The sequence below is a fragment of the Pirellulales bacterium genome (assembly GCA_019694435.1).
Taxonomy (GTDB): domain Bacteria; phylum Planctomycetota; class Planctomycetia; order Pirellulales; family JAEUIK01; genus JAIBBZ01.
In genome coordinates this window covers 43,998-57,431 of record JAIBBZ010000017.1, presented here as the reverse complement: position 1 = coordinate 57,431, position 13,434 = coordinate 43,998, and the positions used below count along the sequence as shown (strand labels likewise).

The window sequence follows — 13,434 nt, the reverse complement described above, 5'->3', positions numbered from 1 at the left end:
GGCAATCATGCGGACTTTTCTCGTCACCGGCGGTGCAGGTTTCATCGGCTCACACATCGCAACGGCCCTGGTCGAGCGTGGCGACCGCGTGCGGGTGTTCGACGACTTCAGCACCGGTCATCGCCGCAACCTGGCCCACCTGGGCAACAAGATCGAGCTGGTCGAAGGCACGCTGACCGATCCGGCCGCCGTGCGCGGCGCCGTGGCCGGCATCGATTGCATCTTCCACGAGGCGGCCTTGGCGAGCGTGCCGCGCAGCGTCGAACGCCCTCTCGACACCAACGCAGCCTGCGTGACCGGCACGTTGTCGCTGATCGACGAGGCCCGCAAGGCGGGCGTGCGCCGGATCGTTTATGCAGCGTCGAGCAGCGCCTACGGCGATCAGCCGACCAGCTCGAAGCGCGAAAGCGATCTGCCCCGGCCGATCTCGCCGTATGGTGCCGCGAAGCTGGCCGGCGAGTTGTATTTGCAGGCGGCCTCGGCCACCTATGGCATCGAAACGGTGAGCCTGCGCTACTTCAACGTGTTCGGCCCGCGGCAAGATCCCGACAGCCAATATTCGGCCGTGATTCCACGGTTCATTACCGCGCTGTTAGCCGGCCGTCAGCCAGTGATTTACGGCGACGGACAACAGTCGCGCGACTTCACCTTCGTGGCGAACGTCGTTCACGGCAATCTCCTGGCGGCCGACGCTCCGAACGTCTCTGGCATGACGATCAATGTGGCCAATGGCCGCACGACGAACCTGTTGGAGCTGATTGGCGCGCTCAACGAGCTATTAGGCACGAAGGTCCAGCCGCTGCACGAACCGGCCCGGGCCGGCGATGTGCGCGAGAGCCTGGCCGACATCACGCTGGCGCGCAAGTACCTCGGCTACGAGCCCCAGGTCGGCTTTGAGGAAGGCCTGCGGCGGTCGATCAGCTACTACCGCGAGCTGGTCGGAGGGAAGAAATAGTCCCCCGGCGGCGACTCTGCCGCGGCGGCAGTGTAGCGGCCCGCAGCGGCGGATCTTCCGCCGTCAGTCATGAATTCCGCCGTGGCCGCCGTTATACTAGGCTGTTTTCCTGGCACCTGAGCCCGGCTCGTCGAAGCGTTTCCAGCCCCGGGCGAACCTTTCTCCGCACCCGCACCGCGCAATCCTATGTCTCAAGCACTTGAACAGGCGCTTCGCGAGAAGCGCGCCAAAATCGGCGTCGTGGGCCTTGGCTACGTGGGTCTGCCACTGATACAGGCCTTTACCAACGCTGGGTTCCGCACCCTCGGTTACGACGTCGATCAGAAGAAAGTCGACGCGCTGCTGCAGGGGAAGAGCTACATCGCGCACATCAAGTCGGAGTGGATCGCCGACTGCATTCGCAGCGAGAAATTCACGCCGACGGCAGACATGTCGCGGCTGGGAGAAGCCGACGCGGTGCTGATCTGCGTGCCGACGCCGCTGTCCGAGACGCGCGATCCCGATTTGAGCTATGTCGAGGGCACCGCCGAGCAGATCGCCAAGGCCTTACGGCCCGGGCAGCTGATCGTCCTGGAGAGCACGACGTATCCCGGCACGACGCGCGACGTGGTGCTGCCCATCCTGGAAAAGAGCGGTCTGAAGGCCGGCAAGGATTTCCACCTGGCCTATAGCCCCGAACGCGAAGACCCGGGCAACCCCCAGTTCGCCGCGAGCAACATTCCGAAAGTCGTCGGCGGCATCGACGCCACGAGCGCCCGTTTGGCCGAGCTGATGTACGGCGCGGCGGTCGTCCGCACCGTACCGGTCGGCAACTGTGAAGTGGCCGAGGCCTGCAAGATCCTGGAAAACACCTACCGCGCGATCAACATCGCCTTGGTCAACGAGCTGAAGGTGTTGTTCACGCGGATGGGGATCGACGTCTGGGAAGTGATCGACGCCGCCAAGACTAAGCCCTTCGGCTTCCAGGCGTTTTATCCCGGGCCGGGGCTCGGCGGGCACTGCATCCCGATCGACCCGTTCTATCTCACCTGGGTGGCGCGCAAATACGGGCAGAACACGAAGTTCATCGAGCTGGCCGGCGAGATCAATTCGTCGATGCCCGAATACGTCGTGGAACAGTGCATGGAGGTGCTCAACGCGCACGCCAAACCGCTGAAGGGAAGCAAGGTGGCGCTCTTGGGCGTCGCCTACAAGAAAGACGTCGACGACCCTCGCGAAAGCCCGTCGTTTGTGCTGATGGAAGGCCTGCTGGCGCGCGGGGCCGCATTGACCTATAACGACCCGCATGTGCCGAAGCTACCCAAGATGCGGGCCCACAACCTGCCGGCGATGGACAGCCAGGACCTCACGCCGGAGTATCTGGCTGCCCAGGACCTGGTGCTCATCGCCACGGATCACTCGGCCTACGATTACGACTTCATCGTCAAGCACGCGAAGTTGGTGATCGATACGCGCAACGCGACGAAGAACGTCACGCAGCACCGCGAGCGGATCCACAAGGCCTAAGCCGCGCGTGCCAGCACCGCGCATCGGGCTGACCGTCGGCCGCATTGGCGTTTACGCCGCCGGGAGCCGAGCGGTATCCTGCCGCGCAATCGGGCACCATCGCATTCCTGCGCGCACGGAGGCGCATGTCATGGCCACGGTTTCGCCACGTACCCCGGCGGCAATCGCCCTGGTCACAGTGCTGGCTGCTGTCAGTTCGATCCTGCCGGGGCCATCCGCGCAGGCACAATCGTGGCGGGCCGAGAATCGCGTCTATCGAGGCGACGAACGGAAGCCGATCAGCCACTCCGTCACCCTGGCTGAAGGCACGCAAATCTTCGACCAGCTAGTTGGCGAGGATCTGGCGACGGTTTACGACCAGGCCGGCAAACGCTGCACACTGCTCAACCCCGCCGGCGGCGTCCAAGTCGAGCTGAGTGCCGCGGAAGTCGCCGCGTTCGAACAGGGTCTCCGCACATGGTGCGGCCAGCAATCCGAGCCGGTGTTGCGATTCTTGGCCGACCCACGCTTCGAAGAGCGATTCGACGCGGAAGCGGGGCGACTTTCGCTCGAGCACCGCTGGCTGTCGTACCAGGCACAGGTAACCCCGGCACCGGCAGGCGTGACAGCCGCGGCTTATGTCGAATACACGAGCTTCCTCGCCCGAGTGAACGCCATGCTACATCCGGGTGGGCTGCCGCCGTTCGGGCGGCTGGCGCTCGATCGATCGCTGGCGGCGCATCGCGTGGTGGCCCAGTCGATCGAGCTGCGGTACACGGCGGGCACCGGCAAACAGGCGCGCACCGTCCGGCTGCGCAGCGAGCATGAGTTCTCCACCCAGCGCCTCGATGACGACGCTCAGCGCGTGCAAGGTCTGCGCCGGCAATTGGCGACGCTGCGCCGCGTTGGCTTCCCCGAATACCAGGCGAGCATTCAGCGCCAGGTGGCAAATCGTTAAGGTGCTACGCACCGTTTTGACTCCGCGGGCCCTGGGGCCAACAATGTCCGCGTGGGGGCCGGCGCTGTCGCCGGGGGGCCATTCAGCCACGGGGACGATTGCCGCATGGACCAGCGTCCGGAGTTTCTGGCCGCCTTGGGCTTGTTGCCGCCTTGCACGCCCGATGACGTTAAGCAGGCCTTTTTGCACAAGGTCAAAGCGGTGCATCCGGACCGCGGAGGCACGCGCGAACAATTCATCGCGCTGGAAGAGCATTACCAGCGGGCGCTGGAATATGCACAGTTTTTCGAAAGTCGGCGGCGTTGGATTGGTTCGGCCGTCGAGCGGTTCATCGTGCACGAGGCCTGCCTGGCCGACGTCGCGCGCTGGGGCGGCCACGTCGAGCTCGAACAGATCGACTGGTTGATCCACGAAATCGGTGAGGATTTCGCGCAGTTGCACGAGCGCATCGTCGGGATCGATCTATCGGCGCTGCCCGTGGGAGATGCCGAGTTGGAGACCCTGGCTCAGGAGCATCTTGCTTCGCTTTCGGCGCTGAGGCGGCTCGATCTGTCCGGAACCTTGGTCACCGACGAGGGCCTGGAAGTGCTGTTGCATTTTGTCAGCCTGCAACAAGTTGCCCTCGACGGCACCGACGTCGGTGGCGCCGTTCGGCAACTAGCAGAACTGCCGCGTCTCAACTGGCTGGGCGTTCGCGACACGCGCGTCGGCTGGCTCACGCTGCGGCACCTGAAAAAGGCCCTGCCCGACCTGGCGATCGGGCGTTAGCACGTGCGGCCCGCCCGGCGCCGGGTGTGTGGCGTCGCGCGGCCGGTTGGATTAGGATCGATCCCGCGCGGCGGCCAGGCGCCGTATCGAGCGCGAATCTTTGCAGAGGGAACAGGGAATATGAATCGGACCGTACTCACGCTTCCTGCGCCGTGCCGCGTTGTGGCCGTGGGCCTCGTGACGCTGGCATGCCTTGCCGTCGGCGCCGGACCGATCGTGGCCGCCGAATTGACCTTCGAGCAGGCCAACGACCGGGTCGTGATCCAGGTCGACGGCCAGCCCTTTGCGGAATACCTGACCAAGAGCGGGTCGAAGCCGATCGTCTGGCCGATTTTCGGTCCGCGGGGGCAGAAGATGACCAGGTCGTTCCCCATGGAAAAAGTCAAAGGCGAGAAGTTCGATCACGGCCATCACCGCTCGCTGTGGTTCACGCACGGCAGCGTCGACGGCGTCGACTTCTGGGCCGAGGGGCGCGGCAAGGGGCAAACCGTGCATCGCGAGTTCAAACGCGTCGAGCTGGCCGACGGCGCCGTGGTCGTCGAAACCGTCAACGACTGGGTCGATGCCGAGGGCAAAAAGCACCTCGAAGATCAGCGTGTGCTCGAGTTTCGTGCCGGTGATGATTGGCGCAGCATCGATTTCGACATCACGCTCCGCGCCGGCGACGCCGCGGTCGTGTTTGGCGACACGAAAGAAGGCACCCTGGGGCTGCGCGTCCCCACGGTGATGGACGTCGACGGTCGATTCCTGGACGAGAAGAAGTTTCGCCGCGAGCATGGCGACGAAGCGACGTTCACCGACCCGCTCGCTCGTCGCCTGGTCAACAGCCGTGGCCAGGCCGACGGCGAGGCCTGGGGCAAACCTGCCGAATGGGTCGACTACCAGGGCACCGTCGACGGACAACATGTCGGCGTCGCGATTCTCAATCACCCGTCGAGCTTCCGTTTCCCCACGTACTGGCACGTGCGGACCTATGGCCTGTTCGCGGCCAACCCGTTCGGCATTCGCGACTTCACCGGCGACGCAGCCGCGGATGGCTCCTACACGCTGCCGCCGGGCGAGTCGATCACGTTGCGCTATCGGTTCTTGTTCCACCTGGGCGAAGTCGAGCAGGGGCATGTCGCCGAGGCGTACGAGGAATACGCCAAGACACCGAAGTGACGCATCCGCGGCGCGCACGGAAGCAGCGCATTCGCTACCGCAGGGCGCCTTCGCTACAAGCGGCCTCGCGTCGGACCGCGCGCATCAGCGGCTGCAAGCACCCGTAAGACCAACTGCACCAAGCAGTACCGCGCACTAACACGAATCTTGCGCGTCAAATTTTTCGCAGCCCTCTTGGATTCGCCAAGCCAAGTAGCTTTCCCATTCTGCCGATAGCTATCTCTGGCGGCACCCACCCCACCCCCGCCGACCCATCGAGGTCAACTGGAATTGCATCCTTTGAGCATGTGCGAAGGAGCAGCCACCCTCATGCTGACCAGTTCTCCCGAACTGCACAACCTGGAACAACTCAGAACGTACGTCGTCGAAACGCTTAGCCAACACGATCAACTTGAACTCGGTGCCTTCCACCTGAGCGAACGCATTTTGGTTCGCGGAGGCCGGCCCTGTGGCATGTATTTCTGCCTGCATGGACCGCGTCAGGTGAAGTTCTCCGCGATCTGGGAAACCGATCGCAACACGATTCTGTTCTACGGCTCGACCGGAGAACGGTTTCAGAAGACGGTGCTTCGAGGCGCGCCGCAGCTCGCTGCGGCCGCGGCATGAAACTCCCAGAGCGACGGCTCGTGCTCTGCGAGGTGTGCACAAAACCAAAACACGCGCGGTGGCGACAAGCCGATGCGTCGCCGCGCAAGCAGCCGGATCGCTCATCGGCCAGCGGTTGGATTGCATCGCCCAGTACGCCGGGATGCTCGTCGACAGTGAGGTTGACGACGCCCCTGGGCTAAGTGTACATATATATACTATCATTCAACACGGAGGTGAATGCGATGTTGGTACTCTCGCGGAGGCAGAGCGAACGGATCAAATTGGGCGACTCGATCGTGGTCACCGTTGTCCGTGTTGCGGGCGACAAGGTGCGATTGGGCATCGAGGCTCCGGCCGACATGCTCGTGCTTCGCGCCGAGCTCGACGACGTCGAGTCGGCCCAGGCAATGTCGGTGGCTGCGAATCTGCCCGCCCGCTCGTAATCGGTCCGTCTGCCTGGCGCGGCGCTCGCGATCCGCGAAAATCCGAAAATCTTCCAGCCGGCCCGGGAAATCAGCTCCCGTGCCGGCTGTTCCTTTTCCCTCCCGGGGGGCCAAAGCGTTGGTGCCCATCTCGCAGTCCGTTGGCACCTCTGGGGGTCCTGCGTGCGAAACGGGGCGCTCGACCAATCTTGTCTGCGAAACTTGTTTGCGACATTGAACTTTGGACGTTCGACGGATCGCAAACCTTTGACAGCGCCCACCCGGTCGAGTAGTCTCAGTGGCGTTGCATCGTGGCAAGCGCCCGGCCGACGCGGACCATCGGCCAGGACTAAGCTTCGAGCAACCACGCCATCCGGTCCGCCACACCTACCCGAATCGATGCAGCAACCGGACTTGCGCATCGATTTTGCAGAGTTCACTCAACCAGGCACATGCGCGGCTGCGCTGACGCGCGCCCCCACGCGAGTTTGCGAATGGCTAAATTGTTTCATGCCGTGAATGCCATCAATTGGATGGAGAATCAACGATGATGGGACAGAGGATCTTGCAACGCGCCGTTCGACCCGGAGCGCTCGACCGGCGTGGATTTTTGACGGTGGGCGCCTTGGGCGGTCTGGGACTCACCCTCGGCGACTTGCTGCACATCAAGGCCGCGCGGGCTGACCAGAAGGCCTACGACTTTGTCGAGGCAAAGGCCAAGAGTGCAATCCACATCTTTCTGCCCGGTGGTATCGCCCATCAGGAAACGTTCGATCCGAAGCCGTACGCGCCCGTCGAATATCGCGGCGAGTTGGGCACGGTCCAGACGACAATTCCCGGCCAGGTGTTTTGCGACACGCTGCCCAACACGGCCCAGTTGGCCGACAAGCTGTGCGTCATCCGCTCGATGACCCACGGCGAAGCGGCGCACGAGCGCGGCACGCACAACATGTTTACCGGCTATCGGCCGAGCCCGGCGCTGGTGTTTCCCAGCATCGGCAGTGTGATCAGTCACGAGTATGGGCCGCGAAACAACCTGCCGCCTTATGTTTGCATCCCGAATCAGCCCAACGAGTTTGCCGGCACCGGCTATCTGAGTTCGTCGTTTGCCCCCTTCAGCCTGGGTTCGGACCCCGCCTCGAACGGTTTCCGCGTGCTCGATTTGAACCTGCCCGAGGGTGTCGACGATGCTCGCTTCGGCCGGCGCCGTTCGGCACTCGAGGCGGTGAACGACTATTTCGCCAAGCGCGAAAAGGCCGATTCGGTCGACGCGATGAACACGTTCTACGACCGGGCTTACAGCCTGATCAGCTCGCCGCAGGCCCGCGAGGCGTTTAATATCGACGCCGAACCTGCCGCGATTCGCGATGAATACGGTCGCCATGAAGCCGGCCAGCGGATGCTCATGGCGCGGCGGCTGGTGGCCGCAGGCGTGCGGCTTGTCACGCTGACCTACGGCGGCTGGGACATGCACAACTCGATCGCGTCGGGGATGCGTGGCCAGATGCCGGCCTTCGATCAGGCGTTTGCCACCCTGATTCGCGATCTCGACAGGAGCGGTCTATTGAGCGAGACGCTGGTGATGGTGTCGAGCGAATTCGGCCGCACGCCGAAGATCAACGGCACCGCCGGCCGCGATCACTGGCCGAAGGTATTCAGCGTGGTGCTCGCCGGTGGCGGCGTCAAACCGGGCACGATCTTCGGCAGCTCGAATTCGACGGCCAGCGAACCGGAGGACGACCCCATCGAGCCGGCCGACCTGTTCACCACGATTTACTACCAGATGGGCATCATTGCCGACAAAGAGCTGATGGCTCCCGGCAATCGCCCGATCGAGATTGTCGACGGCGGTAAGGTCCGCAAGAACCTGATCGTCTGACCCACACGCCTGAACTCGCGGGCACCGGCGCGCAGCGACGCCAACCGCGAGTCCTACCCACTTGAACGCTGCGCCGCCGGTGCTGGATGCGCCGCGCGTGATTCGGCGAATTGGCCCGGTCTCAATGTGCGCAGGAGCGCCACGGGCCCAATACGGCATGGTCGAGTCGCCGCACCGTCGCTGGGGCGATCGGTAGCGCGAACGGCAGTGCCCGTGGGGAATCGTGATGCACGTTCGCACGGCCTGTCAGGCAGCGGCGCTCGCCGCTGCATTGCAGTTCAGCGCTGCCTTCGTTTTCGCGGCCAGTCCGGCGCTGGGCTCGATCAGCCCCTGGGGCGCACAGCGCGGCACCCAAGTCGAAATCGCCTTCGGCGGGGCGCGCCTGGCCGACACGCAAGAGATCGTTCTCTACGAGCCGGGGATCCAGGTCGACAGCCTGCAGGCCGAGGACGGCGTGGTCCGGGCCAAGTTGACGATCGCCCCCGATTGCCGGCTTGGTCAACACGGCGTACGGCTGCGTACGGCCTCCGGCATCAGCAATCTGCGCACGTTCAGCATCGGCGCGATGCCCGAATTGCAAGAGACTGAGCCCAACAGCGATTACGAAGCGCCGCAGCAGATTCCGCTCAACGTGACCGTCAACGGCGTCGTTTTGTCCGAAGACGTCGATTACTTCGCCGTCGATTGCGCCAAGGGCCAGCGCCTGTCGGTCGAAATCGAAGGGATTCGCCTGGGGAATGTGTTCTTCGATCCCTATGTGGCCATCATGGACACCAAGCGGTTCGAGCTGAGCAACGCCGACGATTCGGCGCTGGTCTGGCAAGACGGCGTGGCGTCGCTGGTGGTCCCCGAGGACGGCCGTTACATCGTGCAGATCCGCGAAAGCTCGTACGGCGGCGACGGCAACTGCATGTATCGCGCACACATCGGCACGTACCCGCGCCCGACGGCCGTGCTGCCGGCCGGGGGCAAGCCGGGGCAAACGCTCGAAGTGCGCTGGCTGGGCGACGTGCTTGGCGAGCGCACCGAAAACGTAAAGCTGCCGGACGTGCTGTTGCCCAACTTCACGCTCACGACTCAGGACGGCAACGGCGTCTCGCCGTCGGGGCTGGTGTTCCGCCTGGGCAATCTCGACAACGCGCTGGAAACCGAACCGAACAACGGCCTCGGCGAGGCCACGCCCGTGACGGCGCCGATCGGCATCGGCGGCGTGATCGGCGCGGCCGGCGACGTCGATTGCTTCAAGTTCCACGCGACGGCCGGCCAGGCCTTCGATGTGCGAGTGTTTGCTCGGGGATTGCGTTCGCCGCTCGACCCGGTGTTGAACGTTTATCGCAGCGGCGGCGCAGGGATCGGCGGCAACGACGACAGCGCCGGGCCCGACAGCTACGTCCGGTTCACCGCGCCGGAAGAAGATGACTACGTCCTGGTGTTGAACGATCACCTCGGCAAGGGTGGCGTCAACTACGCCTATCGCATCGAAGTAACCCCGGTCACGCCCCTGTTGACGATGGGACTGCCGGAGCGGCAGCAATTCGTCGACATCGTGGCGCAAATTCCGAAGGGGAACCGTACCTCGTTCCTGGTGAGCGCCTCCCGCGCCGACTTTGGCGGCGATCTGGCGATTTCGCTGGCAGGCCTGCCCGCCGGCGTGTCGGCCGAAATCCCGTCGATGCCGGCTAATCAGACGATTGTGCCCGTGCTGTTGACCGCAGCAGATGACGCAGCAATGGCCGGTGGTCTGGTCGACGTCGTCGGCCGCCCCACGGACGCAAACCTGCAGAGCGTCGAGGGACACCTGGTGCAGATGACTTCGCTGGTGCGCGGTCAGAACAACATCCACGTGTGGCAGCATCCGACTTATCGCCTGGCCACGGCGGTCACCGAAGCCGCGCCGTTCAAACTCGAAATCGTGCAGCCACAGGTGCCGTTGGTGCGCGACGGCAACATGAATCTGAAAATCGTCGCCACGCGGGCCGAAGGTTTTACCGCGCCGATTTCTGTGTATCTGCTCTACGCGCCTTCCGGCGTCGGCGCCGCGGGTGGCATCGCGATTCCCGAGGGCCAGACCGAAGCGGTGATCCCGTTGAACGCCAACGGCGGCGCCGAGGTGCGGACCTGGAAGCTGCCCGTGTTGGGCGAGGCGACCGTGGGCAACGGCACCGTGCTGGTGTCGACGCAAATGGCCGACTTGACTGTCACCGAACCGTACCTGAGCTTCGCCTTCAACGGCGCGGCCGTCGAAAAAGGCCAGGAAACCGAGGTGGTGATCGCGGTGACCAAGAACAAGGATTTCGAGGGCGCGGCCACGGTCGAATTGCTCGGTCTGCCCAACGAAGTCACCGCCGAGCCGATTCAAATCACCAAGGATTCGACCGAAGCGATCTTCAAGGTCAAGACGACCGCCAACTCGCCGGTGGGGCGTCACAAGACGTTGCTCTGCCGCGCGGTGATCATGGCCAACGGCGAGCCCATCACGCACATGCTGGGCACCGGCGAATTGCGGATTGACGAACCGCTGCCACCGAAGGCCGACGCCGCACCGCAACCGGCCGCAGCCCCGATGCCCGAGGCCGCGCCGATGCCGATGGAGAAGCGTCTGACGCGGCTCGAGAAGCTGCGGCTGGATCGTGAACAAGCCAAGAAAAAGGCCGCCGAAGAACCGGCACCGGCGGAGCCCCCCGCCCCGGCCGACCCCCCTGCTGCACCCCAATAAACCTGCTGCAACCCCGCCGCTGGCCGGCGTAAAGGAACACGAACGTGGCCCGAATCAAATTCATCGCGTGCGCATGCGTCAGCGTCTTCGCCCTGGTGGCGACGACGCATGCCCAGGATCAGCCGTGGACGAAGCTCGAGGTCTTTCCGCCGGACGTCGCGCTCCACACCCAGCTCGATCGTCAGCAGTTGATCGTGCAAGCAACCCGCGCCGACGGCGTCACACAAGACGTGACGGCTGAAGCGCAATTCGCGCTGGCGCAGCCCGAATTTGCACGGCTCGATGGCCGCACGCTGTACCCGGTGGCCGACGGGCAAACGTCGCTCAAGGTCGAATTCGCCGGTATGGCGCATGAGATCCCCGTCGCAGTCGTCGGCGCCACGGCCGACCGGCCGATCAGCTTTCGCCTCGATGTGATGCCTGTCTTCATGCGGGCCGGCTGCAACACGGGAAGCTGCCACGGCGCGGCCCGCGGTAAGGACGGTTTCAACCTGTCGCTGTTCGGCTTCGATCCGGCGGGCGATCACCACCGTTTGACTCGGGAGATCGGCTTCCGCCGGATCAACCTCGCGGTGCCACAGGAGAGCCTGTTGTTGGAGAAATCCGTCGGCACCGTTCCGCACACGGGCGGTAAACGGTTCGAGGTTGGTTCGGAAATGTACCAGACGCTCGAACGCTGGCTCGCCGGTGGTGCGGCCAATGACCCCGGCGAGGTTCCGGCCGTCGTCTCGGTCGAACTGTTTCCGCGCCAGGCGGTCCTCGAAGGCGAAGGCGCCACGCAGCAGATGATCGTACGGGCCAAATACGCCGATGGCACGGACCGCGACGTCACGAGCCTGGCCTTGTTCCTGTCGAACAACGACAACTCGGCTGCGATCGACCCGAACGGCAAGATCACCGCGGCTGCACGGGGCGAGGCCTTCGTCATGGCCCGGTTTGCGACGCACACCGTCGGCAGCCAGGTGCTGGTCCTGCCGAAGGGATTGCAATACACGCCGCCGACCGAAACGCCGGTGAACTACATCGACGAGCTGGTCAACGCCAAGCTGCGCAAGCTCCGGATTCTGCCCAGCGAGATCTGCACCGACGAGGTGTTCCTGCGCCGGGCGACGCTCGATATCACCGGCCGGCTGCCGTCGGCTGAAGATTACCAGGCGTTTATGTCGGACCCGGCGTCCAACAAGCGGGCCTTGCTGGTCGACCGCTTGCTGGAGCGCAAGGAGTTTTCGGAGATCTGGGCACTGAAGTGGGCCGAGCTGTTGATGATCCGCTCGACGAACGAGGTCAGCTACAAATCGGCGTTTCTCTACAACAACTGGCTCACCGAACAGATTTCGTCGAACGTGCCGCTGAACAAGATGGTGCAGGACATGCTCAGCGCCACGGGCGGCACCTTTACCAGCCCGGCGACGAACTTCTATCAGATCGAGCGAAACACGCTGAAGCTGGCCGAAAACGTGGCGCAGGTGTTCATGGGCATTCGCACGCAGTGTGCCCAGTGCCACAACCATCCGTTCGATCGTTGGACGATGGACGATTACTACAGCTTCGCGGCGTTCTTCGCTCAGATCGGCCGCAAGACGGGAGAAGACTATCGCGAGACGATCGTCTTCAACGCCGGCGGCGGCGAAGTCACACATCTGGTGGGCGGACGCGTGATGGCGCCCAAGTTCCTCGGCGGACCGACGCCTGACGTGGCCGGCAAGGACCGCCGCGTGGTGCTGGCGCAATGGCTGGCGTCGCCTGAGAACCCCTATTTCGCCACCAGCATTGCCAACCGCGTGTGGCAGCACTTCTTCGGGGTCGGCATCGTCGAGCCGATCGACGATATCCGCGTCAGCAATCCGCCCAGCAACCCGGAGCTATTCGCCGAGCTGGGACACAAATTCACCGAGTACAACTACGACTTCAAGCAGCTCGTGCGCGACATCTGCAACTCGCAGACCTATCAACGTTCGACCCAGCGCAACGAGAGCAACGCCGGCGACGAGTTGAATTTCGCCCATTCGCGGATCCGGCGGATCAAGTCGGAGAACCTGCTGGATTGCATCAGCCAGGTCACCGGAACCAAGGACAAGTTCCAGGGGCTGCCACTGGGTGCCCGAGCCACACAGATCGCCGACGGTACGACGAGCACCTATTTCTTGACCACTTTCGGCCGCTCGAGCCGAGCCAGCGTGTGCACCTGCGAAGTGCGGACCGAGCCGACCTTGTCGCAGGCCCTGCACATGCTCAACGGCGACACGATCCAAGGCAAGATTCGCGGCGGCGGCTTGCTCAAGCAACTGCTCGACGCGGGCCGCACGCCCGAACAGGTGATCCAGGAGTTGTACGTCCGCAGCGTGAGCCGGCAGGCGACGCCCGAAGAAGTAACCAAGCTGAACGAGATCGTGGCCCAGGCCGGCGATCCGATGGCCGGCTTGGAGGACGTATTCTGGGCCATGCTCAATTCGCGCGAGTTTTTGTTCAACCATTAAGACAACGCGATCACGAAGGCAGCGA

10 protein-coding genes are annotated in these 13,434 nt (G+C 64.0%); all 10 read left to right on the top strand.

The window, feature by feature from the left end:
- The first annotated feature begins 7 nt into the window (after nt 1-7).
- Nucleotides 8-955, top strand: coding sequence for an SDR family oxidoreductase (locus K1X74_13905; protein MBX7167419.1), 948 nt, complete (start codon nt 8-10; stop codon nt 953-955).
- 186 nt (nt 956-1,141) lie between these two features.
- Entirely contained in the window at nt 1,142-2,461 is a 1,320-nt protein-coding gene (locus K1X74_13900; GenBank protein ID MBX7167418.1) for a nucleotide sugar dehydrogenase, read from the top strand.
- 130 nt (nt 2,462-2,591) lie between these two features.
- Complete coding sequence (locus tag K1X74_13895; protein ID MBX7167417.1) at nt 2,592-3,398, top strand: hypothetical protein; 807 nt, start codon at nt 2,592-2,594, stop codon at nt 3,396-3,398.
- A gap of 105 nt (nt 3,399-3,503) precedes the next feature.
- A complete protein-coding gene (locus K1X74_13890) occupies nt 3,504-4,166 on the top strand; it encodes a J domain-containing protein (protein ID MBX7167416.1) in 663 nt (220 codons plus the stop codon).
- Between the two features lie 120 nt (nt 4,167-4,286).
- Nucleotides 4,287-5,327: a PmoA family protein gene (locus tag K1X74_13885; GenBank protein ID MBX7167415.1), complete on the top strand. Its 1,041-nt coding sequence runs from the start codon at nt 4,287-4,289 to the stop codon at nt 5,325-5,327.
- Nucleotides 5,328-5,636: 309 nt separating this feature from the next.
- Entirely contained in the window at nt 5,637-5,933 is a 297-nt protein-coding gene (locus K1X74_13880) for a hypothetical protein (protein ID MBX7167414.1), read from the top strand.
- A gap of 224 nt (nt 5,934-6,157) precedes the next feature.
- Nucleotides 6,158-6,358 (top strand): carbon storage regulator, encoded by a 201-nt coding sequence (locus K1X74_13875; protein ID MBX7167413.1) that lies wholly within the window; start codon nt 6,158-6,160, stop codon nt 6,356-6,358.
- A 529-nt stretch (nt 6,359-6,887) separates the two neighbouring features.
- Nucleotides 6,888-8,216 carry a DUF1501 domain-containing protein gene (locus K1X74_13870; protein ID MBX7167412.1) on the top strand — a complete coding sequence of 443 codons (1,329 nt, stop codon included), beginning with the start codon at nt 6,888-6,890 and terminating at the stop codon, nt 8,214-8,216.
- A 226-nt stretch (nt 8,217-8,442) separates the two neighbouring features.
- Nucleotides 8,443-10,932 carry a PPC domain-containing protein gene (locus K1X74_13865; protein MBX7167411.1) on the top strand — a complete coding sequence of 830 codons (2,490 nt, stop codon included), beginning with the start codon at nt 8,443-8,445 and terminating at the stop codon, nt 10,930-10,932.
- 44 nt (nt 10,933-10,976) lie between these two features.
- Nucleotides 10,977-13,409 carry a DUF1549 domain-containing protein gene (locus K1X74_13860; protein ID MBX7167410.1) on the top strand — a complete coding sequence of 811 codons (2,433 nt, stop codon included), beginning with the start codon at nt 10,977-10,979 and terminating at the stop codon, nt 13,407-13,409.
- Nucleotides 13,410-13,434: the final 25 nt, after the last annotated feature.